The following is a 25,139-nucleotide window of genomic DNA, read 5'->3' on the forward strand; positions in this document are numbered from 1 at the left end:
ATTTCATTATTCTTTTTTAGACTTTAGGCTAATATCCAATCTACTTGAACATTTTTCTACCCATTTTGATTGATTCACATGATTTTTCTTGTTAACGAAATCCATTTTTACTCCAGTTAGCTTCCATTTGCTACCCAAACAAGATGGCACAATTAATAGAGCATTTAAATAGCTAAAAACATACATTTTTAAAAACATAGACAAAGGTAGTAGATAATAACTAGATCATTCCTTAATCGATATTAAACTTCTTTATTTCATTTAGTTAACATTATTTTTCTTGTAGTTTTGCATGTTTCCAGAGGGAAATAGGGAGCAAAGTAACAGTGCTAATAATGACAATAGCTATCAAATAATGGAAATAACCGAAGGCATCTCCAAACACACCACTCAAACTATAAAGCCCCCCACTCACAGTCGCCATGACTGAAACCTGAAAGGTAAAATCTGTACCCGCATATTCTTTTCGACTGTAGTGCATGACTAAGGTCAACATAACCACCAACAACATTGCAGAGAATGCATCTTCTAAAGCATTTACGGCATAAACTCCCCAGACATTGAGTTGAATTTTCTGCTCATACACATAAGCTAAATAGGTATAAGCCGCTAAGCTCATAATTTTAAATACGGAAAAAACAATTAGGGCCGTAGGTCTAGAAAAGTATTTAAGCAGCCAACCTGCAATTGCCGCCCCTGCCAGTGCCGCTACAGCACCGAGCATCGTGATATAAACGCCAATTTGAGTAAAACTTAGTCCCATATCAACCATTAAAGGTTTAAGTAATGGTCCAGCTAAACCATCTGCTACTTTAAAAGTAATAAGTACAACTAACCAAGAACGAAGCTCTTTATTTTGAGAGAAATAACTCAAGTAGGCTTTAATCTTTATGACTAAGTTTTGTTGGTTAAGTTGAGATTCATTATTTGAATGAGAATTGTGTTTAGGTTCTTTAAATAATAAAACGGGTAACGTATTTAAAAACACCAAAGCCGCTAATAACAAAAAAGTGGGTTGCCATGTCAACCAGTCTAAACACCAGAGTACGGCGCCTCCCCCCACAATAAAACCGAGTCGGGAACCAATCACCTGAAATGTATTTCCCCAATGTTGCTGGTCATGCTGTAACAAATTAACCGCCAAAGCATCGGTTGCAATATCTTGTGTTGCTCCTGTTAAGTTCATTAAAAGAAGCGAAATAAAAAAGGCAAATAAATAAATAGGCTGATCTAAAGCTTGAATGGGGAAAAAAGACAAAATGCAAAGTACACACACAGTTAAAAGTTGGGTAGGTAAAATCCAGCTACGATAGTGTCCCAAATGGGAAAGTGCATGTCGATCAACCCACGGCGCCCAAAAGATCTTAATTGACCAAGGCAGCATTAATAGGCCAAAACCACCAATATGAGCGAGTGATACACCTTGTGCCCTTAAAATAACAGGTAAAGCATGGGTCATAAAACCCACTGGTAGCCCTTGTGCCCAATATAAGGAAAATAGCAGAAGATAAAGATTTTGCTGCCGAAACATATATACCTACTTTTTATTTCTTTAATGAGGAATAACATCAAATGTCATGTTGTTCTTACATTTTGCCAATGAAGCATATATTTCAAAAGATTAAGATTAAACAAGGACAAGTTAAAATTTAAAAAAATATGGATCAACATTTCCCTAATTTACCTCATTTGGTACCTCAACGCGGCACTGCGTTAAGCCGAGCACTATTTAAAAAACTTTTTTTAGTGCAAGGTTGGACAATTGAAGGCGAAATTCCTAATTATCCAAAAGCAGTTGCGATTATTTCACCTCATACGTCTAACATTGATGGGTGGTATGGTTTTCTTGCTATTTTCGGATTAGGTATCCAAATTACGGTTTTGGGTAAAGATGCTCTTTTTAAACCACCTTTTAAACGGGCGTTAGATTGGGCTGGTGTTATTCCAGTTAAACGTGACACAGCCAATCGACTAACTGAACAAGTCGTCGCCACGATTCAAAAATATGACAAGATCTGGATTGGGATGGCACCTGAAGGCACACGTAAAAAAGCAAAAAAAATGAAAAGTGGTTTTTACCATATTGCCGCAAAAGCCAATATTCCAATTGTGATGTTTTCTTTTGATTATGACCATAAAACGATTCACTGCTTAGGCCACTTAGACCCAAGTGGAAACTATGATGAAGATCTACAAAAGATTTTTGACCGCTATGAAGGAAAAATTTCACCCAAAAATCGTAATTGGCTGGCCGAACCTTTACAAAATCTAGTGAAAAAAACCTAGCAAAAATTGAGCGAATCTGGTCTTATGGCCCTTCTTAATTTATCTCGACATAGATTATTTTTAAAGATGAAAATTGCTCAATTTGCCAGTATTGGATTTATCTCTCTAGCACTCTTTGGCTGTGATAAATTTAGCAAAACACCAACGCCGACTACCTCAATTAAAGCCCGTGAACCTGTCATTGCGCTTGCTTTAGGTGGCGGTGGAGCAAAAGGATTTTCACATATTGGTGTGATCAAGGTTTTAGAGTCTCATGGAATTAAACCTAAAATTGTAACGGGTACCAGCGCTGGTAGCTTTGTTGGAAGTATCTACGCGAGTGGGCAAACACCTTATCAATTGCAAAGTCTGGCCCTGAAATTACAAGAGTCTGATATCCGTGATTTAACCCTTAATCGTCAAGGCATTATTCTCGGACAAAAGTTACAAGACTACGTTAACCGTAATGTTGGTAATAAACCAATTGAGAAGTTCCCAATCCGCTTTGCGGCTGTGGCAACTCGTCTTGATAATGGTCAAAAGGCAGATTTTATTAAAGGTAATGCTGGTCAAGCTGTACGTGCCTCTTGCAGTATTCCAAATGTGTTCGTGCCTGCCACAATCGGCAATCAAAAATACGTAGATGGTGGCCTAGTCAGCCCAATTCCTGTAAAAACAGCTCGTGATATGGGTGCAGATATTGTGATTGCAGTTGATATTTCCGCGCGTCCAGTAGGTAACCGCCCAGCCAATATGTGGGGATTACTTGATCAGACGATTAATATCATGGGCCAACAAAGTATTAATGAAGAACTCAAGCAAGCAAATGTGGTAATTAAACCTAAAGTTGGTCATTTAGGTACACTAGACTTGAAATCCAGTAATGAAGCAATTTTGGAAGGTGAAAAAGCTGCTCAAGCTCAAATGCGTCAAATTGAAGGTGCAATTGCAAACTTCAAAAAATCTCCAGCAGCATTTAAGCCCGCGCCACGCTCTAAATTCTAATTGAAGTGGTTTTTTTCTATCCACATTTCCTATCATCTGCTACAGTGGTAAAAGTGATATTAGTCACTTTTACCCATCATAAAGATATATAAAAGAGCAGATTTATGGAGTTTGTTGTACAACCTTGGCACTGGTTTGTATTGGGTATCTTACTTATTCTTTCTGAACTGATTCTACCTGCCTTTGCCGCACTCTGGTTTGGTATTGCCGCCATTATGGTGTGCATTCTCTATTGGTTATTTCCAGATATTAGCCTCACAACGCAAATTGTATTGTGGATAATATTATCAGTGCTATGCACCATCCTTTGGTTCAAGTTTATTAAACCCTTATCAATTGATAAAACGAAAGCGGGCCTCCCCCGTGAAGCAACTATTGGTCAAATTGGAATGGTTATTCAAACTGGTCTAGACCATGATCAAATTATTGTTCGCTTTCCAATGCCTATTTTAGGGGCCGATGAGTGGAATTGTCGGAGCACCACTCCTGTTAAAGTGGGCGATCGTGTCAGAGTTATTGACATTTCGGGTAACGACTTAATTGTTCAAACCCATGGTACTTCATAAACATTAAAGATAAAGAGAGGGTATTTTCATGCCAGTCGGTACTATTATTGTTTTAGCCTTTTTGGCTTTTGTAGGTGTTACCATTTTTAAAGGGGTTCGTATTGTTCCTCAGGGCTACAAATGGATTGTCCAACGTTTAGGTAAATATCACACGACCCTTAATCCGGGACTTAATTTTGTGATTCCCTATATCGATGAAGTGGCTTATAAAATTACCACGAAAGATATTGTGCTAGATATTCCATCGCAAGAAGTGATTACACGTGACAATGCCGTATTGCTCATGAATGCAGTAGCCTATATTAATTTAACCACACCAGAAAAAGCAGTTTACGGTATTGAAAACTATACATGGGCAATTCAAAACCTTGTACAAACCTCATTACGTTCTATTGTCGGTGAAATGGATCTAGATGATGCATTATCTTCACGAGATCACATTAAGGCTAAGTTAAAAGCTGCTATTTCTGACGATATTTCAGATTGGGGCATTACCTTAAAAACAGTCGAAATTCAGGACATTCAACCGTCTCATACCATGCAAGCTGCCATGGAAGAGCAAGCTGCCGCAGAACGTCAACGTCGTGCTGCTGTTACTAAAGCCGATGGTGAAAAACAGGCTGCTATTTTAAGTGCAGAAGGTCGTTTAGAAGCTTCTCGCCGTGATGCAGAAGCACAAGTCGTGTTAGCTGAAGCTTCTCAACGTGCAATTGAAATGGTGACCAGTGCAGTTGGCGATAAAGAGATTCCGGTTGCTTACCTTTTGGGTGAACAATATGTAAAAGCAATGCAGGATATGGCGAAATCAAATAATGCTAAAACTGTGGTTTTACCTGCCGATGTTTTAAATACAATTCGCGGTATTATGGGAAAGCATAATTAATTCAATTACTTCAAATAAGTAATTAAAATCAAGGCGGTGACTATCATGTCGCCGTTTTTTATATTATTGGTTTTTTAATCTTTTCTGATCTTTCAAAGGTAATTTCTTTACGACTAAATCATAAGAATCATGAATTAAATCTTGCAGTAAATCACTTGTTAAGTTCTTATGCGGTGTAATCGAAATCCAGTGTTTTTTATTCATGTGATAACCCGGAATAATAAATGAATAAAGCTCCTGATATTCCTGACTCTTATACGGATCACACTTCACATTAATCATTTTGACGCCTGCGACTTCCGCCGTCAGCATGAACATTTTCTCTAAAATTTTAAAAACTTCATAGTCTGGACCAAAAGGATGAGTCTGTTGACTAAAGGGAAGATTACGCGCAATTTCAATTGCTTTTTGATGGAGTTGTTCACCATTCATTTTTTTCTCCTTTATTCATTTCGCATGAATAGAAGTTATGAATATTGATTTAATATTATTAGTTCGTACGCGCTAAAAGAAATTGTGAGATATCAACTAATTCTTTTGCATTATCACCAAAATGAGCTAAGGCTTCAAAAGCTTGATCGTGCAATTCTTTTGCATAGATCTGTGCTTGTTCAAGACCCATTAACGCTGGGTATGTCGATTTTTGCACTTGCTCATCCTTACCAGCAGTTTTACCCAAAGCTTCGGTACTCGACGTAATATCGAGAATATCATCTAACACTTGAAAAGCTAATCCGATCGTCTGCCCATATTGGCGCAATTTTGGAATTGCTTGATCCGTTCCGGAAAAGATAGTGACTGCACCCATCATAATTGCGGCCTGAATGAGCGCACCAGTTTTATTACGATGGATATTTTCTAGTTCGTCTTGAGCAATTTGCTTGCCTTCAGCTTGTAAATCTAAAACTTGTCCAGAGACCATTTTAGAGCTGGCAGTTGCTAAAATCTGCATTTGTTTTAATACAATCGTAGCATCAGTACCCTGCCCTTGTTCATCAAACAAACGACTACCTAAAACCTCAAAAGCCATCGATTGTAAAATGTCGCCTGCAAGCAAAGCAGTATCTTCACCAAACGCAACATGACAAGTCGGCTGACCACGACGCAGTAAATCATTATCCATACAAGGCAAATCATCGTGCGCTAGTGAGTAACAATGAATGAGTTCGACTGCAACCGCAGCACGACGAGCGGCCGCAAAATTTGGATTTGGCTGTAAAGAAGCAGTGGCATAACATAAAGCCGGACGCACACGTTTTCCACCAAGCATAACTGCATGGTGTACTGCACTTTTTAAAGGCTCTGGAATTGAGAACGCGGCCAATGTCGTCAATAAATCTTGTTGAATACGTTGTTGAGCTTGTTTTAAAACATCCGCATTAACTTGAGAGAGTGATGACACAGTCGCCTCGATAAAATCAGTAGAGAAATTTTATTGAATGTAATGAAGCATTCATGCGCTACATCATACACGATTCACTGTGAAAAGTGGGTGCGGAGTTTTTAAAGGCAGCCGTAAAAAAGCCTCTACACATTGAGAGGCTTTTTATTTAGATAAAGTTTAGAAACTGTCACCCGGAACACGCACCCAACCTTCCATTAACACACGTGCACTACGACTCATAATGGCTTTTTTAACCGCCCATTGGTCATTAACAAGTTCAGCTTGAGCGCCAACACGTAATGTTCCAGATGGATGCCCAAAACGTACTGCTTCACGTTCACCACCACCAGCCGCTAAATTCACCAATGTACCCGGAATGGCAGCAGCAGTGCCAATTGCAACTGCTGCTGTTCCCATCATGGCATGGTGCAATTTACCCATCGACAAAGCACGTACCAGTAAATCAACATCACTCTCTAAAACAGGCTTACCACTCGATGCTCTATAGTTTTTTGGTTTAGAAACAAAAGCAATTTTTGGTGTGTGCTGACGCGCAGCTGCTTCTGAAATATCTTTAATTAAACCCATCTGTACTGCGCCATATGCGCGAATTTTTTCAAAACGTGCCAGTGCTGCCGCATCACTATTGATATGATCTTGTAATTCAGTGCCTTGGTAACCTAAATCTTCTGCATTTAAGAAAATGGTTGGAATACCAGCGTTAATAAATGTCGCTTGGAAACGACCAATATCAGGAACGTCTAATTCGTCAACCACGTTTCCTGTCGGGAACATATCCCCGCCTTCTTCACCATCATCGGCTGGATCTAAAAACTCAATTTGAACTTCAGCGGCAGGAAATGTCACCCCATCAAGTTCAAAATCACCAGTTTCTTGAACTTGACCATTGGTGATAGGCACATGGGCAATAATAGTTTTTTGAATATTTTTTTGCCAAATTCGAACCGTGCATAGGCCATTTTCAGGAATACGGTCTTCATCAACCAAACCATTTGAAATAGTAAAAGAGCCAACCGCAGCAGTTAAATTACCGCAGTTACCACTCCAGTCTACAAAAGCCTGATCAATTGAAACCTGACCAAATAAATAATCTACATCATGCTCTGGCTGAGAACTTTTAGCGAGAATAACTGTTTTACTCGTACTCGAAGTGGCTCCTCCCATTCCATCAATTTGTTTTCCATAAGGGTCTGGGCTACCAATAACTCGTAGTAAGAGTTGATCTCTTGCTTGTCCTGCAACTTGGGCTTTTTCTGGCAAATCATCAAGCTTAAAAAAGACACCTTTACTGGTTCCACCACGCATATAAGTTGCTGGAATTTTAATTTGCGGTACTGAGCTCATATCAACTGTTATCCTTACTCTTATGTTCTTCTATATCAAAACAAGCATTCTTGTTTACCCTTCTCTGCATCTTAAATTGTTTTAAGGCCAAGAGATAGCGATCTGCTTTATACATCAATCGTATTGACGCGAGCATATTTTGAGAATTTAGCAATATGCTTGCAATGACTTAATCTAAGCAAAATCTAAGAAAAAAAGTCTATATGAAATTATATTTTTTAGAACACTTTTCACTCGATATCAGAATATTAAATACAAATGATTGATTTTAAATATTTTTTAAGAGTACTTTTCAGTCACTCGTTATTAATTTGTAGGCTAGGCTAAAATAACTCCATCTATTAGAATAATTTACTTATTCATTGTGAGTGAAGACCTTTGACCAACGAATCTTCTACACTGCAACGAGGACTAAAAAATCGACACATCCAATTAATTGCTATGGGTGGAGCAATTGGTACTGGATTATTTTTAGGCTCGGCGCAAGTGATTCAATCTGCGGGACCATCCATTATTTTAGGATATGCCATTGGCGGCTTAATCGCGTTTTTGATTATGCGTCACTTGGGAGAAATGATTGTTGAAGAACCTGTTGCAGGATCGTTCAGCCATTTTGCGTATAAATATTGGGGGAAATTTCCCGGATTTTTAACCGGATGGAACTATTGGATACTCTATGTTCTGGTTGCGATGAGTGAACTCACCGCGGTAGCCAAATATATTAATTATTGGTGGCCTCATATTCCAGCGTGGACTTCTGTCTTATTTTTCTTTGTCGTGATTACGGCAATTAACTTAACCAACGTCAAATTTTATGGGGAGTCCGAATTCTGGCTCGCTATTATTAAAGTTGCTGCGGTCATCTCAATGATTGTTTTTGGACTTTATTTGCTATTTACAGCAGATGTAGGTTCAAGCATTTCATTTAGTAACCTTTGGTCTCATGGTGGATTTTTTCCAAATGGCTTTAGCGGCCTCTTCTATATGTTGGCTTTCTTGATGTTCGCCTTTGGTGGTATTGAACTGATTGGTATGGCCGCAGCAGAAGCAAAAGATCCGAAAAAAACTATTCCAAAAGCAATTAACCAAGTCGTTTTCCGTATCTTGATTTTCTATATCGGTTCACTGGCAATCTTACTTTCATTAGTGCCATGGAACCAATTAGATCTTGGCGGTCTCGACAAAAGTCCATTTGTTATGATTTTTAGCCAAATGGGAATTGGTTGGGCTGCACACTTACTGAACTTTATTATTTTAACTGCTGCTCTATCTGTTTATAACAGTGGGATGTTTGCAAATAGTCGTATGCTTTACAGTCTCGCTCAACAAGGGAATGCGCCAAAAGTTTTTGCGAAAACCAATAAACAAGGGGTTCCTATTCCCGCTGTTCTGCTTTCTGCTTTATTAATCTTTGGTTGTGTTCTTTTAAATTACTTTGTACCTGAAGATGCTCTTGGACATCTCATGTACGTTGTTGTTGGTGCACTTGTTCTAAACTGGGCAATGATATCAATTACACATTTGAAGTATAGACGTTTTGTTAAGCATGCGAATATTAAGACATCTTTTCCAGCGTTATGGTCACCTTTTAGTAATTACTTAGTTTTAGCCTTTATTGCTGTGGTTCTCTATATTATGTGGACTCAAGGCTTCAAAGAGTCAGTAATGATGATCCCTATTTGGATTACGGCAATGCTCGTACTTTTTGACTATTTAAATCCTAAAAACCTAAATTCTGTTCAGAAATCTGAAGAATAAATAAATATAAAAAGCCATTGTCTAGACAGTGGCTTTTTTGTTTATAATCATAAAATTATGCGCTGTAAAAAATTAAAGTTTCATCGATAATAAAATTAGAAGTTATGCATATTGATACTGACGCGAACAGTAAGCTCGTTCAATTTCTGGTGAACGTAATTGCTGATGTTTAGTTTTACGCCCTGCCATACGTTTGCGCCAGAGTTTAAAACTATTGGTTTTCAGGTTGTATCTCATCAAACGAATAACTTCACTTTCACTTAAGCCATACTCGCGCTCAATTGCTTCAAATGGAGTCCGATCTTCCCATGCCATTTCAATAATTCTAGATAAGTCCTGTTCAGCAATTTTTTTCATGTTATGCCCTTTTGAATTATACGGTAGCAAAATCTGATTTTTAACAAACAACTCTCTGGTAATAACGCTATCTACCCGATTGCTTGCTTGAATCTTTTCATCTTTTGCTTCAGATCATAGAAAGATCAACATGAATTTTTTGTGATTTTTTAGCGTTATAAACTGTTTTTTCTACAAGGGATAAGTGGTTATGAAACCATGGAGTGGTTCAACTTTATCTTTATTACCCTCTATGGTTAAAGTTTTAATACTTAAAACATGAAAAAGCCATTGCCTTAGCAATAGCTTTTTCGTTTATAATCATAAAATTATGCGCCCTTAGCTTAACTGGATAGAGCAGTTGCCTCCTAAGCGACCGACGTGGGTTCGAGTCCCGCAGGGCGCACATATTTTTCAACAAAGCAGTGTACTTAATCTTTTATTTCAGCCAGCAACGTTTCAGCTGCAAGTTTACCTAAATTATTAGAAGCAAGTGGGCTATCGCCTGTTAACAATTTACGGTCTCTATGACATTGTCCTGTAATACCCTTATTTAAAATTTCCACACCAAGTTTTTCAAGGTTTTCACCAACTAACCAAGGTAACGCGCCCGGCATATAGCCAATATCGATATTCGCCCCTGCATCTAAAGCATCAGGGAATACACAAATTTGATAACCTTTGAAAATATAGTTTTCAGGCGCTTCGTCTACAGCCGCAGCCAATAACGCAGCAGGTCCATGACATAAGGTAATAATAAATTTATCTTGTTCAACTGCCCATTTAAGGACTTTTTTTACGTCAAGGCTATGTGGAATCTTAGCTAATACACCATGCCCACCCGGAATAAAGACAGCTGCATAAGGTGAGTTTTCCCCCACTACATTTTCTAAAATATCTGCGAGTTTCAGAGGATTCTTTAACTTGTCTGCATATTTCTGAAAGGTATCTAATACGACTTGTTCTTGCTTTGGCATCGCCCACATTTCAAGCTTGACAGGATTACCTGAAAGTGTCGCAACATCAATTTCAAAGCCAGCATTATCTAAATGAAACATCGGTAAAAGCATTTCAACAGGATGATTCCCAGTAGAAAAAAACTTACCGTTTTGCATTTGAATATAACGCTCATCGGTTGCAATCACTAAGATTTTTTTACTGCCCGTATACGGCGTTGAGTATGTAGTTCCATCGTAATCTGTTTTTGGAGCAGTATATTGACTCAGTGAATAAGGTGATGGGAAAAAGGCATTATCTTCAGCCAAATCTGGAGTAGGATTTTTATCATCAATATTTGCGGTATTCATTGTTACTATCCTTTTTCATCAGTATGGAAAGAAATAATAAATTAAGAGCCAATTCTTATTTCTTACTCAATTTATAGGTGAAGTCATAGAACTGGTGCAATCTACCAATAGAATTTGGCAATTTTTATAGAGAAATAGGCAGAGCTTTAAATTATAAAATTCAGTTTAGGTGAACCTATCGTTCACCTAAACTTTAGTGGTTACAGCTTTACGCATTCATTTCTAAAACGATCTTTCCGATGTGATCACCCTGCTCCATACATTCATGAGCACTTTGTACATCTGAAAAAGCATATGTTTTATAGATTTGAGGTAAACACTTACCTTCTGCCAGTAATGGCCACACATGCTTATGCAAAGATTGGGCAATTTGTGCTTTTTCTTCGCTAGTACGCGCTCGCATCGTTGAACCCGTAATCGTGGCACGCTTTAAAATCAATTTTTGTAAATCAAATTCTTTTGCGATTCGACCCCCCATAAAACCAATAATGACAAGTCGACCATCACGTTTTAATAGATTTAAATTTTTCTGGAAATAAGAGCCACCCACAATATCCAAAATAACATCAACACCTTGGTCTTGGGTGTGTTTCAAAATTTCTTGCTCAAAATCTTGGGTTTTATAGTTAATTGCCGTGGTCAAATCAGAGAGTGCCTCAACTTTATCTTCGCTTCCAACCGTAGCAAAAGTTTTAATCCCTAAAGCATTGCAAATGGCTAAAGCAGTGGTACCAATGCCACTCGCCCCTCCGTGAATCAATGCTGTTTCATTTGCCTTTAAACGACCAATATCAAACAGATTGGCCCAAACTGTGAAGAACGTTTCTGGAATAGCAGCGGCTTGAGTAAACGATAAATTTTCAGGTATTGGTAATACTTGTGTCGCAGCAACTGCACAGTACTCTGCATAGCCACCACCGTTTGTTAAAGCACAAACTTTATCTCCGGCTTTGAACTGTTGCACTTGGTCACCTACCGCAACCACCACTCCAGCAACTTCTAGTCCAGGTATTTGAGTAACACCTTTAGGCATCGGATATAGCCCCATACGCTGCAACACGTCAGGGCGGTTAATTCCCGCAGCCTTTACTTCAATCAAGACTTCATCTGTTTGAAGTACTGGAATATTAGCCTCTTGGACTTTTAGAACCTCAGGTCCACCTGGAGCGGTAATTTCAATAATTTTCATAGTGGTTGGAAGGGCCATTTATATGCTCCATGTTTGATTTATATTTTAAAAATACTAATCTAAGTTAAATAATCGAAGACTTAGGTGGAATTCCAAACAGTCGTTTAAATTCTCGACTAAATTGTGAGGCACTGACATAACCAACTTCATAGGCTGCTTCTGCTACCCCCATTTTGTTGTTCATGATCAACTCACGTGCTTTATGCAGTCGAGTAATTTTGATGTACTGTAAAGGAGAATAATTTGTCACTTTTTTAAAAGTTTGGTGAAAAAGCGATATGCTCATTCCCGCTTGTTTCGCCAGCTCTTGAACCGTTAAATTACGATAATAATCACGCTGAATAATTTCACAGATTGTATAAATCACGCCGTTTCGACTTGCCATGGCAGATAAATTTTTTATGAACTCTCCTCCAGAAGCCTGCAATACACGATAAACCAATTCTCTTTTTACTTGTTCACCTAAGATAAAAGTATCTTGTTTAGAGCGAAGTAAATTAAGCAATCGTAGAGCAACTTCCGAAATAGTCGCGTTCATATCAATCACTCTAAGCCCGCAGCTCAATTTTAAATCGCCTGACTGAGAGTCTTCGGTAACTACTTGTTGTTCTTTATCAAGTTTAGTTACTAAATCAACCATCATTTGAGATTCAAATTTTATTGCAATAGCCAACATTGGTTCATTATTTTCAACTACTGTATCGCAATCAAAGGGAATAGCAATTGAAATGAATAAGCACTGCCCCTGACGAAATTGAAAAATATCTTTGCCGATATACCCTCGCTTTACTCCCTGTATGACTAAAACAATTGAAGGTTCTTGCAACACTGCAACAGGTGATGTGGAGTGATCAACACGCATCAAGGTGATGTTGGAGATAAAAGTAGGATAAAGACCTTCTGCTGGAGCCAAATGTAAAAATGCGTCGACCAAATTTTCCGAGAGATGATTTTGCGGCATAGTTTTATTGCGAGAGGTAATCTAATAATCAATATAACAATGAACCTAAAATGAAAACATGTGTCTTCGGTTTACTTTGTATAAATAGGCAATTCAAATCAATTTTTAGGCATAAAAAAGCCTAGAATATTCTAGGCTTTTCACTTCATCAGATTTTAAGCCGATAAATTAAAGAACATTGCTGCAATCAGAATAATTACACCCAATACAATTCGATACCATGCAAATACACGTAACGTATGGCGCTCTACAAATAGCACTAATGCTTTTACAACAAATAAAGCGGCAATAAAGGCTGCAACGAAGCCCACTCCAATATTAATCATATTATCAGCGGTAAGTACGTCTGCATTTTTAATCAAGTCAAAAGTTGCTGCACCCAACATAGTTGGCATTGCAAGGAAGAAAGAGAATTCTGTAGCAGCCTTACGCGATAAGCCCGCAAACATTCCTCCTACAATCGTTGCACCTGAACGTGAAGTCCCCGGAATCATGGCAACACATTGAGCAAGCCCGACTAAAAGTGCTTGTTTAAAAGTAATTTTGGTCGCATCGTCTGTCTTATGTTCAAACTGCTTAGATTCAACCCAGAAAATAATGAGAGCACCAACAATCAATGCAATAGCAACGACAATTGGGCTGAACAAAACACTTTTAATAAAGTCGACGGCCAAAACACCAATAATGACTGCAGGGAAAAATGCAATAAGTACACTAATGGCGAAATGACGAGACTCGACATCTCCACTAAAAAAACCTTTAATCAAATTAATAATTTTTTGTCGGTATAACCAGCACACTGCCAAAATAGCACCTAACTGGATTACGACCTCAAATACACGTCCACCGTCTGAATGGAAATCGATAATATGACCAAATAAAATCAGATGGCCTGTACTCGAGATGGGTAAAAACTCAGTTAAGCCTTCAACAAAACCTAGAAACAGTGCTTTTATAACTTCAAAATTTTCCATAACTTGCTCAAAGAAAGTTAATCATTAGAAAGATCTAAAATTTGTTTTATCGCAATTGGTAAGCCTAAAATTTGACTTAACACATGTTCAATATCAGATCATTTCTAACGTTTGTGGTTATTGCCCCTAGTTAAAGGCAGTTTATTTAAAGTGCGATAATGTATCACATCATGATGACAAACTTAGGTTAACTATCGTAAAAAGATAAAACTTGGTAAAGAACTGCCAAAATTTCTCTTGTTATAGATAAAACTTTTTTGCCGCTTCTTACTCTACAAAATCATCTTAAAAAGCTCTTAAAAAAACATGATATTATTGTGATTAAATGCAGCTCATATCAAAAATTCTATCTGAATGAAAAATACTAAAATTAATGCACGCCATCTTATTATCGATTTGTTTCTTTCCTCAGCCTATCCTCAACTCACCATCAAACAGATATTAATTGCCGCCAAACTCTTTAATATGAGTGAAAATGGAATTCGTGTTGCTACAACTCGGTTATTAAATGAAGGCATGATAGAAAGTGTCGAGCGCGGTATTTATCAACTTTCGCCATCAACCAAAGAATGGGCAAAAATCATTTTGAACCGCAAAAATGGCATTAAACAAACCAAAGAATGGCAACAGCATTATCTTGCAGTATTTACAGGTACGTTAGGTCGCATAGATCGCACCGCTTTAAAAAAGAGAGAACGAGCATTACGTCAATTTGGCTTTAAAGAACTCGAAACCGGTATTTATATTCGACCTGACAATTTGGCCTATAGTTTCGAAAAAACATGTGAAGAACTTGTTTTAGCAGGCCTTGAAATTGAAGCCAAAATTTGTGTTATTCAACAGTTTGATTCAAAAAGCCTTCAGTTGATTGCTTCTTTATGGGATACCAGACAACTCGAATTAAACTACAAAAACTATAGCCAAGATATTCAGCAGTGGCTTTTAAAATATGAAAAATTACCGCTCAATGACGCTGCCGCTCAAGCATTGTTACTAGGACGGGAAACCATTACTTTATTAATGAATGATCCTTTGCTGCCCTCTCCTTTTGTTAATGAACATGCCCGCAATCAGTTTGCTCAAAATGTACAACAGCTAGACTCGATTGGACAAAAGCTGTGGCAAAAACTTTATGAAAATGAATTAACACATTAAAGAACGATTTATTTTTTTACAAACAAATATTACAACTTTTAAAATTTTATGATTATATTGGTAATATAAAAGATGAATACCAAAATCGGATTTGGGAGAATAAAAATGAATACACAGGTGAGTGTTACCGATCTATTTAGCAGAGAAGAAATACAAGAACTCACGGAGCCTTCAGATGCTTACGGCGCTTGGGCTGTTGTAAGTACGTGGGCCGTTATTGGCGGAACATTTACTAGCTTAATCATGATGTGGGATTACTTACCGAGCTGGGGCAAGTTACTTGCTTGTATGCTAGCTTTAGCTATATTGGCTGGTCGCCAGTTATGCCTAGCAATTCTGATGCATGATGCATCCCATAAAAGCTTGTTCAAAAATAAAAAAATAAATGACTTTGTAGGCGAATGGCTATGCGCCCGCCCAATCTGGAATGATCTACACAAATACCGTCAACATCACGTTCGCCATCATGCAAAAACCTCCACTCCAGATGACCCTGATCTTTCGTTAGTGTCGGATTTTCCCGTAAGCAAAAAATCTCTTACCCGTAAATTCTTACGCGACTTAACAGGTATGACTGGATTAAAGTTTAGCTTTGGTCGAGTGTTAATGGATCTCGATTTAATGAAATGGACGGTTGCAAATGATCAAGTCTGGCTAGACCGAAGTAATAAAGATCTCGTTGACTATGCCAAAAGTATTATAAAAAACAGTAGTGGAGCCATTGCAACCAATGTAGCACTCTATGCGGTTTTAAAAGCTTTTGGTCAACAACGGTTTTATTGGTTATGGCCTTTAGCTTATTTAACTCCATTTCCATTATTTTTAAGAATTCGCTCAATGGCCGAACATGCAGGAATGCAAACGAGCAATACCGCTTTAACCAATACCCGTACAACACGTGCAGGTTGGATTGCTAGAAGCTTTGTGGCCCCTATTCATGTCAATTACCACATGGAACACCACTTAATGGCTTCGGTACCCTACTTCAAACTGCCACGCATGCATCGTCTATTAAGGGAACGAGGACATGTCCCGACACCACCTAGCTATTTTGAAGTGATTGAATCACTCTCATCTAAGCCAGAACGAACGGCTTAAAGCTTTCGAATCAGATTTAGAGGTCATGCAATTAAATCAGTGGCCTCTCTAACCCAAATGTGAACTCAATTCATCCATTTTGCTGTGGGTCTGAAAATACTTCGGTGTGACTCCCATCCAACGCTTAAACGCACGGGTAAAATGAGAAGTCTCGGCATAACCTAAAGTTAAAGCTACTTTTTCAATCGACATGTTATTTTGAGCTAAAAGTTTCTGGGCATGTTGCTTTTTCAGTGAGTCAACCAAGATGGTAAAACTTGTATTTTCAATGGCTAAGTATCGTTGCAAAGTTCGCTCTGAAATATTCATGACTTGAGCCACTTGCCCTACCTTTAATGTCTCAATCTCGCCATTTACAAGTAATTTTTCAGCAACTTGTTTGACTTGCAATTTCCAGCCACTGTGTAACTTTAATTTTTCTATATCTCGCTTGCATTGTGCATTTAGCAAAGGCGCCAACATCGAATCTGCTGTTAATATAGGCTGTGTTAAATATTCTTTTGGAAATATCCAGCTATTGCGTTTTTGATTAAATAAACAAGTGACTGCCAGTTGGCTACTTATTTGAGCAAAACCTATCGGTTCCGGCATTTGTAATTCAACTTTCCCTAAATTGGATAAGCCTGTTAAATTTTTTGCAATTTGAACAAAGCCTACCAATAAAAAAATGTTGGCATTTGGACTCAACTGAAATTCCTTTACAGGCTGTTGAATGAACCAATATGCATAATTATTTTCTTGTTTTAATTCTGGTTTAAAAACCTCACAACGTGACCCAATGAACTGTTCAAGTATTTTCAGTGCTTCTCCTAAATTTGGAGAAACCATGGCAGCCATTCCGATTGAACCATAACATGAAGCAGTCATTTCTAAAGCCAAATACCCCGCTAATGCAGGCTCTTTGCACAACTCGATGGCCCGCTCAATGAGCTGATTTAGATGATTAAATTCTACATACCAATATGGTTTTTTTAATTGATCTACTGTTATGCCGCTTCCATCTAAAAGCTGCTCACAAGAGACACCCCACCGCTTAACAGTCTCGACGATTAAGTTAATATAAGTTCCGGGTAATTCTGGATTCATGAGTAACCCATTGAGCAAAATAAATGGCGCGAAATGGTAAAAACTGTCAGTTCATGAACTATGCCATGCTTTTAAATTCAGGCATAGTCATTCAAAGCAAAATCCGCTTAATTGCACTAAACAGTACAATTTCTGAAAAACACAGGTGCCCCTATGAATATCCTGATTGTCCACGCCCACCCAGAACCACAATCTTTTACCACCGCTCTAAAAAGTACAGCAAAGCAAACCTTAGAAAAACTGGGACATCGCGTAGAGGTTTCAGACTTATATGCCATGCAATTTAACCCCATTGCATCCAAAGAGGATTTTTTAGAGCTCAATCAGCCTGACTATTTTAACTATGCTCTAGAACAAAGAAATGCCAGTAAAAATCAACTTCTAGCTCCGGATATTCAGGCAGAAATTGAAAAAGTAAAAAAAGCTGATTTAGTCATTTTAAATTTCCCCCTTTACTGGACCTCTGTACCAGCAATTTTAAAAGGCTGGATTGATCGTGTATTTGTTTCAGGGCTCTTTTACGGTGGAAAACGCTTTTATAACCACGGCGGAATGACTGGTAAAAAAGCCATGCTGTGTTTAACACTCGGCGGTAGAACACATATGTTTGGAGAAAACGCTATTCATGGTCCAATCGAACATTATCTATCACCAATCCAACGCGGTACTTTGGCATATGCTGGTTTTGAAGTTCTACCACCATTCACTGCCTACCATGTACCTTATATTAGCCAAGAAGCCAGAGAAACTCTCCTCGAAGACTACGTGACTTATCTCACTCACCTGGACCAACTAGAACCATTAAAGTTTCCAAAACTTGAAGAGTTTGATGACAGACTGTATCCCCTCTAGTGGTATGTTTTAAATCTAAAAAATAGGACAACCGAAAGTTAGTTTTTTATTTTCGGTTATTCTTTAAATTACAGACGCTCAAATGTAAAATTAAATCGCCTAAAAAATAGATCAAATGGTAAAAAAATAAAGGGGAATTTTTCCTAAAAATTTAGAATATAAAACTGAATCAATAATATACAGATGTAGAGAAACTAGATTTATCAAGTAAAAATGACAACTAATACTCATTTCATAATCAATTAATTCATATTTTTACAAAAAAATCTTTGACCATTTTTCTTGGATTTGTGACAAAAATGTCACTAAAACAAACCTCATTAATAATAGGCAAAAAATATAAATATCAATCAATTAAAATAATTTACCAATGAAAATATTCCTTAATATTTCATCCATTATTGACACTATTTGTATAAAAAGTGAGTACTCTTCAGTTCATATAACAGATTTACTCTTATTGTAATTATGCTATTTTTGTTACATGGAGTTATCAAAGCTTTTATAAGTTGTAATTAAAAGCTTTGAAGGCAACACAGTTTAAACGGTTTAACTCTGTTACTTTTAAAAAAATGTCTTGAAGTTCAAGGAAAGATTAAAATGAAATTAAAACATCTGAGCACTGCAATGATTTTAGCAACGCTGCCTGCAACTGGGGTTTTTGCAGCAGCATTGGATCGCTCTGGACAATCAATGTCTGCATTTTTGCAGCCTGGAAACTACTTTGAAGCTGGTATTTCGGTTCTAGATCCAGATGTATCAGGTAAAGATATTTCTGGAAATGCTACTGGTGATATGGCAGACGACTACTATTTCCCTAGTGCGGCATTAAAATTACAACTTACTGATAAATTCTCTTTTGGTTTACTTTACGATCAACCTTTTGGTTCTGATGCTCAATACACAGGTAAGAACAACTTTGTAGCAAATCCAAATGACCGTTTATTACCTTCACCGGCAAGTCCAACATTAGGTCAAGCCGGCTTAGGTAATACAATTACTGGAGGTACATCTGTAGAAGTTGATACACAGAATCTTGCTTTCGTTTTTGGTTATCAACCGACAGTAAACTGGAATATTTATGGAGGTGGTGTATACCAAACTATTAAAGGAAATGTTCATTTAAGAGGTTCAGCTTATAGCCTATATAATGGCTATGACGCTGATATTAAAGAAACTGGTGGAGCTGGTTGGCTAGCAGGTGTAGCTTATCAAATTCCAGAAATTGCGCTTAAAGCTTCTTTAACTTACCGTTCTGAAATTGATCATGATGTAAATATCAAAGAGAACATTCCTATTGTGAACTTGGTTGCTGCCAACCCAGCACTTCTATTTGGTGCATTAGGTATCACTGATCCAGCAACTCAAGCAGCAATTGGCAAACAGCTTGCATCACTTCAAGGTGATGGCAAAACTACTATCACAACACCACAGTCTGTGAATCTTGATTTCCAAACGGGTATCATGGCAAATACTGTAGCATTCGCCAATGTACGCTGGGTAAACTGGAAAGACTTTGCAGTACAACCACACAAGTTTGGAATTGTTTCTAAGGCAGCTGGTCAATTATTACCTCAATTAGGTAAACCTAATGGATTTAATTTAGTAGATTACTCAGATGACCAATGGTCTGTCACTGCTGGTGTAGGTCGTAAGCTTACTGATAAATGGGCGGGTAACGTTTCTGTAGGTTGGGACTCTGGCGCAGGTAATCCTGTTACAACTTTAGGTCCAACTGAAGGTTATTGGAACTTAGGCTTAGGTGTTCAATACAGCCCTACTCCACAAACGTTTATTGCTGGCGGTGTAAAATATTTCTGGTTGGGTGATGCAGATGCTGTTACAGGCGCTCATTCAGCTGCTGGTACATTTGATGACAACAATGCTATCGCTTACGGTTTAAAACTTGGTTATAAATTCTAAGTTTCAAAACTATTCATATAAAAAAGGCGCTTAAAGCGCCTTTTTTATTTTTGCTATTTAAGCTGGAATGCTACGCTTTGAAACTGAACGGATTGCTTCTTTTAATGCGTCATAGCCGTGAATTGCAGGGAATTGCGGGAACTCGGCAATTACGTTTGCAGGTGCATCAAACAAGAAACCATGGTCAGCTTCGCCTAGCATCGTTGTATCATTATAAGAATCACCAGCAGCGATTACACGGAAATTTAAGCCATGTAGTGCCTTAACTGACTCACGTTTTTGATCTGGTTGACGTAGCTTATAAGCCGTGATCATTCCTTCTTCATCTGTCTCTAATTTATGACAGAAAATTGTTGGCCAACCCAATTGCTTCATTAAAGGATGCGCAAACTCATAAAAAGTATCTGACAAGATCACGAGTTGGAAATGTGTACTCACCCATTCAACAAATTCTTTTGCACCTGGTAAAGGCCCCATCTCGGCAATGACTTCTTGAATATCATTTAAGCCTAGACCGTGTTGTTTTAAAATATTAAGACGCTGAGTCATTAAAACATCATAATCCGGAATATCACGAGTTGTCGCCTCGAGTTCTTTAATCCCTGTTTTTTTAGCGAAATTGATCCAGATTTCAGGAACTAAAACCCCTTCAAGATCTAGGCATACGATTTCCATGAATGCTTCCAACGTTGGTTAAAAATTGCTGTATCATACCATTAAGATTTTCAGTTTTGCGTTGTTATTGATCAAATCAATTTTATTCATAAGGATCGAAATTAAAGTGCTAAGCAGTTTATTAACTATCCTTTAGAATATTTTTCATAACTCAATGCGCCCAAGCCTTTTGCCAGGAACACACATGACCGTTATTCCGACTATTGATATCGTAGATGCTCTTGCTGCTGAATATGCAACCAAAAGCCCTCGGGAAATTTTAGAACTAGCCTTAAGCCAACAAGGTGAAATTGCAATTTCTTTTTCGGGAGCAGAAGATGTTGTCTTAATTGATATTGCTTCACGTTTAGGCAAGCCTTTCCGTGTCTTTAGTCTCGACACTGGCCGCCTCCATGCTGAAACTTATCAATTTATTGAAACTATCCGTAAACACTACAATATTAATATCGAAATCTGCTTTCCTGAATCTGAAGCTGTTCAAAACATGGTAAACGAAAAAGGTTTATTCAGCTTTTTTACAGATGGGCATCAGGAATGTTGTGGTATTCGAAAAGTTCAGCCCTTACGTAAAAAACTTGCAACTTTAGATGGCTGGATTACTGGCCAACGTAAAGACCAAAGCCCTGGTACACGCACAGAAATTCCCGTGGTACAAGCTGATGCGGGTTTTTCTGGTCCAGATAAACAACTTATTAAATATAATCCTCTAGCGAATTGGACAAGTGCCGAAGTATGGAGCTATATCCGTATGATGGAAATTCCATATAACCCTCTCCACGAACGTGGTTTTGTTTCTATTGGCTGTGAACCATGTACACGAGCTGTATTACCGAACCAGCATGAACGTGAAGGACGCTGGTGGTGGGAAGAAGCGACTCAAAAAGAGTGCGGATTACATGCAGGCAACATGAAAAAGTAATTTGATATCAAAAAACCACTGGCAAATCAGTGGTTTTTTTTATGTCATGTTACGTACACAAAGTCATATTTTCTCTACTCTAAACGCTATATACTTAATTTTACGGTTCTATAATTCTAACAAGAGCTCAGATAAGGGCTTCTTAGAAAAATGCATGAGGCACAATGATTTATGCGTCCATTACACCCAATTGATTTCATTTTTCTGTCACTTGAAAAAAGACAGCAACCCATGCATGTCGGTGGATTATTTTTATTTGAAATTCCTGAAAATGCACCTGAAACCTTTGTACATAATTTAGTAGAAGATATTAAACGCTCAAAAAGCATTCCTATTCCTCCCTTCAATAACCGTTTAAATGGTCTATTTTGGGATGAGGATGAAGAGTTCGATATCGATCATCACTTTCGCCACATTGCTTTACCTCATCCTGGGCGCATTCGTGAACTTCTGGTTTATATCTCGCAACAACACAGCTCATTAATTGACCGCGCCAAGCCGCTGTGGACCTGTGACATTATTGAAGGAATCGAAGGCAACCGTTTTGCCATGTATTTTAAAATCCATCATGCAATGGTTGATGGCGTTGCTGGTATGCGTTTGATCGAGAAATCACTTTCAAAAACACCTGAAGAGAAACACGTGGTTCCTTTATGGTGTGTTGAGAGCAAAAGAACTAAACGCCTAAAAGTGCCTACTCCAAGTACAAGTAAAATTAAGAGTATTTTAGGAGGCATTAGGTCTCAACTCGATATAGCTCCTAAAGTCATGCAAGAGTTATCTCAGACTATATTTAAAGAAATGGGCAAAAATCCTGATTATGTTTCTACCTTTCAGGCGCCAGTTTCGATTTTGAACCAAAGAGTAAGTGCTTCACGTCGTTTTGCTGCCCAATCCTTTGAATTGAGCCGCCTTAGAAAAATTTCAAAAGCATTAGGCGTAACGATTAACGATGTTGTGCTAGCAGTATGTTCTGGTGCTTTACGTGAATATTTGATTAGTCAAAATAGCTTACCTAAAAAGCCACTTATTGCCATGGTTCCAGCTTCATTACGCACAGATGATTCTGATATGAGTAACCGGATTACTATGATTCTGGCAAATTTAGGGACTCATAAAGACCAACCGTTAGAACGTCTAGAAATTATTCGTCGCAGCATGCAAAACTCAAAGCAACGCTTTAGCCGTATGACTGCTAATGAAATTTTAAACTATAGCGCGGTTGTTTATGGTCCAGCAGGATTAAACATCATGTCAGGAATGCTTCCTAAGCGTCAGGCGTTCAATTTAGTGATTTCCAATGTACCAGGGCCACGTGAGCCACTTTATTGGAATGGCGCGAAATTAGACGCTCTCTACCCTGCTTCGATTGTCATGGATGGACAAGCTTTAAATATTACCATGACCAGTTATTTAGATAAGCTTGAAGTGGGATTAACAGCTTGTCGAAATGCTTTGCCAAAAATGCAAAACCTTTTGACTCATTTAGAAGATGAGATTCAACGTTTTGAAGAAATTATTGCAGAAAAGCAACTGAAACATCATTCAGCAAGTTAGAAAAGTTAAGGGGCTTTGAATTGGCCCCTTATTTTTTGATTGTGCGGCACTGGTTAAGCAACTGATGACATACTGAACGAATCATTGCAGTTGTGATCGGTACTTCTTTACCTTGGTCATTCAACATATAGCAACTATTTACTGGCGTGCTTTCTAAAACATGTTTAAGACCGTTGCTAATTAAATTTTCACTTACATTCATGGGTTATACCTCTTATTGTTTGCTAAGACGTTAAATAGGGAGAACGTCTAGGGCTACTGTATGTAAGTAGTATTTAAAATTCATGAATGAAAGTAAAATTTCAGTTGTAACAAGGATTAAGCGATATCTTGTTACAACTTTAACTTAAAATGATATCGTATTGCTCTTGCGTATATAAATTTTCGACCTGAAATTTAATGACACGGTTAATAAAATGCTCTAAATCAGCCACTGCGGGTGCTTCTGCTGTTAATAATCGGTCAATCACAGAAGGGTGAGCAACAACAGTAAAGCCACTCGTTGACTCAAATGCGCGGGTATATCGTAATATCTCACGAAATATTTCGTAACACACTGTCTCTGCTGTTTTGACAAAACCACGTCCTTGACACGTTGGACACGACTCACACAGCAAATGTTCTAACGATTCACGTGTTCGTTTACGAGTCATTTCGACCAGACCAAGTTCTGATACCTGAGTGATTTTGGTCTTGGCGTGATCGCGTTCAAGCATTTTTTCAAACTGACGCATCACCTCTTCACGGTGAGTTGCCTCTTGCATGTCAATAAAATCAATAATGAGAATACCACCCAAATTACGCAATCTAAGTTGACGTGCAATGACTTGTGTCGCTTCCATATTGGTTTTAAAAACGGTGTCTTCAAGACTACGACCGCCAACATATGAGCCAGTATTAACGTCAATTGTCGTCATGGCTTCAGTCTGGTCGATCATCAGATAACCACCCGATTTCAAAGCAACGCGTGTTTGAAGGGCTTTCTGAATGTCTTCTTCGACGTTATAGAGATCAAATAGCGGTCGCTCACCCGGATAATGAATGAGTCGACTTTGCATATTCGGAACAAACTCTTCAACAAACTCAAGAAGCTTGGCATGAATTTCTCTCGAATCGACATAAATCTTTGCAGTTTCTTCGCTTGCTAAATCTCGAATAATACGCTGAGGTAATGGAAGCTCTTCAAAAATTAAGGAAGGAACTGCAACATCAATCTGCTTACGTTGGATGTATTCCCATAATTTACTCAGATAGCACATATCCCGTGCAATTTCTGCCTCATCCACACCTTCGGCAGCTGTACGTACAATCACGCTACCCGGCAGATTATGTTCAGATTGAATACTTTCGATAATATTGCGTAGTCGCTCTCGTTCTTCTTCGGACTCAATACGCTGCGATACTCCAATATGGTTACCATATGGCATGAGAACCAGATAACGAGAAGGAATTGAGAGATCTGTACTCAGACGTGCCCCTTTCGTTCCTAACATATCTTTCATGACTTGAACGGTCAGGGTTTGACCGGGATGTAAGAGTTCAAAAACGTTTGGGGTGGGCTGTGAACGAGGCCAAACCATATCATTGATATGTAAAAAGGCTGTTCGGGATAAACCGATATCAACAAAAGCAGCTTGCATGCCCGGAAGCACTCGCACGACTTTACCCTTGTAAATATTGCCGACTAAACCGCGCTTGACTGTACGCTCGACATACAGCTCATTAACAGTTCCATTTTCGATTAATGCCACCCGACACTCCATAGGCGTGACATTAATAAGTAATTCTTCTGACATACATAAACTCAAAGCATTATAAAATTTTTATTAAAGAGTCAGAGAAGCTGTTAACTTTAACTTTGTCTAGTGTTCATCGACAATG

The 25,139-nt window shown here is 38.2% G+C and carries 25 protein-coding genes and 1 tRNA gene; 12 read left to right on the forward strand and 14 right to left on the reverse strand.

All coding sequences use genetic code 11. The annotated features are described in order from the left end of the window. Window positions 1-6 precede the first annotated feature (6 nt). On the reverse strand, window positions 7-198 hold the full coding sequence (locus ACPF64_RS00450; protein WP_045435295.1) for a hypothetical protein: 192 nt from the start codon (window positions 196-198) through the stop codon (window positions 7-9). Window positions 199-271: 73 nt separating this feature from the next. Continuing rightward, window positions 272-1,531 (reverse strand): MFS transporter, encoded by a 1,260-nt coding sequence (locus tag ACPF64_RS00455; protein WP_426455118.1) that lies wholly within the window; start codon window positions 1,529-1,531, stop codon window positions 272-274. A 128-nt stretch (window positions 1,532-1,659) separates the two neighbouring features. Here ACPF64_RS00455 and ACPF64_RS00460 point away from each other — a divergent pair, with 128 nt between their 5' ends. From ACPF64_RS00460 to ACPF64_RS00475, 4 genes are all read left to right on the forward strand, one after another. Beyond that, window positions 1,660-2,286, forward strand: a complete 627-nt coding sequence (locus tag ACPF64_RS00460; protein WP_426455120.1) for a lysophospholipid acyltransferase family protein — start codon at window positions 1,660-1,662, stop codon at window positions 2,284-2,286. Between the two features lie 66 nt (window positions 2,287-2,352). Continuing rightward, the gene (locus ACPF64_RS00465; RefSeq protein ID WP_205468595.1) at window positions 2,353-3,270 is read left to right on the forward strand and encodes a patatin-like phospholipase family protein; all 918 of its coding nucleotides are present in this window, start codon (window positions 2,353-2,355) and stop codon (window positions 3,268-3,270) included. Between the two features lie 104 nt (window positions 3,271-3,374). Beyond that, window positions 3,375-3,836 carry an NfeD family protein gene (locus tag ACPF64_RS00470; RefSeq protein WP_004789340.1) on the forward strand — a complete coding sequence of 154 codons (462 nt, stop codon included), beginning with the start codon at window positions 3,375-3,377 and terminating at the stop codon, window positions 3,834-3,836. Between the two features lie 28 nt (window positions 3,837-3,864). Next, entirely contained in the window at window positions 3,865-4,719 is an 855-nt protein-coding gene (locus tag ACPF64_RS00475; protein WP_005036413.1) for an SPFH domain-containing protein, read from the forward strand. 63 nt (window positions 4,720-4,782) lie between these two features. Here ACPF64_RS00475 and ACPF64_RS00480 read toward each other — a convergent pair whose 3' ends face one another. From ACPF64_RS00480 to prpF, 3 genes are all read right to left on the reverse strand, one after another. Further along, the gene (locus ACPF64_RS00480) at window positions 4,783-5,151 is read right to left on the reverse strand and encodes an MmcQ/YjbR family DNA-binding protein (RefSeq protein WP_056483301.1); all 369 of its coding nucleotides are present in this window, start codon (window positions 5,149-5,151) and stop codon (window positions 4,783-4,785) included. Between the two features lie 58 nt (window positions 5,152-5,209). Next, window positions 5,210-6,121, reverse strand: a complete 912-nt coding sequence (locus ACPF64_RS00485; RefSeq protein ID WP_231764666.1) for a polyprenyl synthetase family protein — start codon at window positions 6,119-6,121, stop codon at window positions 5,210-5,212. Window positions 6,122-6,280: 159 nt separating this feature from the next. Continuing rightward, the gene (prpF, locus tag ACPF64_RS00490; RefSeq protein ID WP_426455124.1) at window positions 6,281-7,468 is read right to left on the reverse strand and encodes a 2-methylaconitate cis-trans isomerase PrpF; all 1,188 of its coding nucleotides are present in this window, start codon (window positions 7,466-7,468) and stop codon (window positions 6,281-6,283) included. A gap of 378 nt (window positions 7,469-7,846) precedes the next feature. On the opposite strand from prpF, the gene ACPF64_RS00495 reads away from it, so the two are divergent. Continuing rightward, window positions 7,847-9,226 (forward strand): amino acid permease, encoded by a 1,380-nt coding sequence (locus ACPF64_RS00495; protein WP_426455126.1) that lies wholly within the window; start codon window positions 7,847-7,849, stop codon window positions 9,224-9,226. A gap of 102 nt (window positions 9,227-9,328) precedes the next feature. On the opposite strand, the gene ACPF64_RS00500 is transcribed toward ACPF64_RS00495, so the two are convergent. Further along, complete coding sequence (locus ACPF64_RS00500) at window positions 9,329-9,583, reverse strand: TIGR03643 family protein (protein ID WP_426455128.1); 255 nt, start codon at window positions 9,581-9,583, stop codon at window positions 9,329-9,331. Between the two features lie 312 nt (window positions 9,584-9,895). Between ACPF64_RS00500 and ACPF64_RS00505 the strand changes: the two genes are divergently transcribed. Next, window positions 9,896-9,968, forward strand: a tRNA-Arg gene (locus ACPF64_RS00505). 25 nt (window positions 9,969-9,993) lie between these two features. Here the strand turns inward: ACPF64_RS00505 and hchA are convergent. The 4 genes from hchA to ACPF64_RS00525 all read right to left on the reverse strand — a co-directional run bounded on the left by hchA (window position 9,994) and on the right by ACPF64_RS00525 (window position 13,993). Further along, a complete protein-coding gene (hchA, locus tag ACPF64_RS00510) occupies window positions 9,994-10,869 on the reverse strand; it encodes a glyoxalase III HchA (RefSeq protein ID WP_426455130.1) in 876 nt (291 codons plus the stop codon). A gap of 208 nt (window positions 10,870-11,077) precedes the next feature. Continuing rightward, window positions 11,078-12,076: an NAD(P)H-quinone oxidoreductase gene (locus ACPF64_RS00515; RefSeq protein WP_426455132.1), complete on the reverse strand. Its 999-nt coding sequence runs from the start codon at window positions 12,074-12,076 to the stop codon at window positions 11,078-11,080. Between the two features lie 46 nt (window positions 12,077-12,122). Further along, a complete protein-coding gene (locus ACPF64_RS00520; protein WP_426455134.1) occupies window positions 12,123-13,019 on the reverse strand; it encodes an AraC family transcriptional regulator in 897 nt (298 codons plus the stop codon). Between the two features lie 155 nt (window positions 13,020-13,174). Further along, window positions 13,175-13,993: an undecaprenyl-diphosphate phosphatase gene (locus ACPF64_RS00525; RefSeq protein ID WP_005036395.1), complete on the reverse strand. Its 819-nt coding sequence runs from the start codon at window positions 13,991-13,993 to the stop codon at window positions 13,175-13,177. Between the two features lie 354 nt (window positions 13,994-14,347). Here ACPF64_RS00525 and ACPF64_RS00530 point away from each other — a divergent pair, with 354 nt between their 5' ends. Next, window positions 14,348-15,148, forward strand: coding sequence for a PaaX family transcriptional regulator C-terminal domain-containing protein (locus tag ACPF64_RS00530; RefSeq protein WP_426455137.1), 801 nt, complete (start codon window positions 14,348-14,350; stop codon window positions 15,146-15,148). 105 nt (window positions 15,149-15,253) lie between these two features. Beyond that, on the forward strand, window positions 15,254-16,246 hold the full coding sequence (locus tag ACPF64_RS00535; protein WP_426455139.1) for a fatty acid desaturase family protein: 993 nt from the start codon (window positions 15,254-15,256) through the stop codon (window positions 16,244-16,246). Window positions 16,247-16,294: 48 nt separating this feature from the next. On the opposite strand, the gene ACPF64_RS00540 is transcribed toward ACPF64_RS00535, so the two are convergent. Next, entirely contained in the window at window positions 16,295-17,332 is a 1,038-nt protein-coding gene (locus ACPF64_RS00540; protein WP_426455141.1) for an AraC family transcriptional regulator ligand-binding domain-containing protein, read from the reverse strand. A 153-nt stretch (window positions 17,333-17,485) separates the two neighbouring features. On the opposite strand from ACPF64_RS00540, the gene ACPF64_RS00545 reads away from it, so the two are divergent. Both ACPF64_RS00545 and ACPF64_RS00550 read left to right on the forward strand, forming a co-directional pair. After that, complete coding sequence (locus ACPF64_RS00545) at window positions 17,486-18,184, forward strand: NAD(P)H-dependent oxidoreductase (protein ID WP_426455143.1); 699 nt, start codon at window positions 17,486-17,488, stop codon at window positions 18,182-18,184. Between the two features lie 600 nt (window positions 18,185-18,784). Continuing rightward, a complete protein-coding gene (locus tag ACPF64_RS00550) occupies window positions 18,785-20,107 on the forward strand; it encodes an OmpP1/FadL family transporter (RefSeq protein WP_426455145.1) in 1,323 nt (440 codons plus the stop codon). Between the two features lie 57 nt (window positions 20,108-20,164). On the opposite strand, the gene thrH is transcribed toward ACPF64_RS00550, so the two are convergent. Further along, the gene (gene thrH, locus ACPF64_RS00555; protein ID WP_003655338.1) at window positions 20,165-20,782 is read right to left on the reverse strand and encodes a bifunctional phosphoserine phosphatase/homoserine phosphotransferase ThrH; all 618 of its coding nucleotides are present in this window, start codon (window positions 20,780-20,782) and stop codon (window positions 20,165-20,167) included. Between the two features lie 184 nt (window positions 20,783-20,966). On the opposite strand from thrH, the gene ACPF64_RS00560 reads away from it, so the two are divergent. Continuing rightward, entirely contained in the window at window positions 20,967-21,701 is a 735-nt protein-coding gene (locus ACPF64_RS00560) for a phosphoadenylyl-sulfate reductase (RefSeq protein WP_426455147.1), read from the forward strand. 171 nt (window positions 21,702-21,872) lie between these two features. Next, window positions 21,873-23,258, forward strand: a complete 1,386-nt coding sequence (locus tag ACPF64_RS00565; protein WP_426455149.1) for a WS/DGAT/MGAT family O-acyltransferase — start codon at window positions 21,873-21,875, stop codon at window positions 23,256-23,258. A gap of 28 nt (window positions 23,259-23,286) precedes the next feature. Here ACPF64_RS00565 and ACPF64_RS00570 read toward each other — a convergent pair whose 3' ends face one another. Beyond that, window positions 23,287-23,460, reverse strand: coding sequence for a PA1571 family protein (locus ACPF64_RS00570; protein ID WP_002116397.1), 174 nt, complete (start codon window positions 23,458-23,460; stop codon window positions 23,287-23,289). A 139-nt stretch (window positions 23,461-23,599) separates the two neighbouring features. Then, window positions 23,600-25,054, reverse strand: coding sequence for a ribonuclease G (gene rng / locus ACPF64_RS00575; RefSeq protein ID WP_005036381.1), 1,455 nt, complete (start codon window positions 25,052-25,054; stop codon window positions 23,600-23,602). Between the last annotated feature and the right edge of the window lie 85 nt (window positions 25,055-25,139).

The organism is Acinetobacter sp. KB005 (assembly GCF_049949095.1).
Lineage (GTDB): Bacteria > Pseudomonadota > Gammaproteobacteria > Pseudomonadales > Moraxellaceae > Acinetobacter > Acinetobacter calcoaceticus.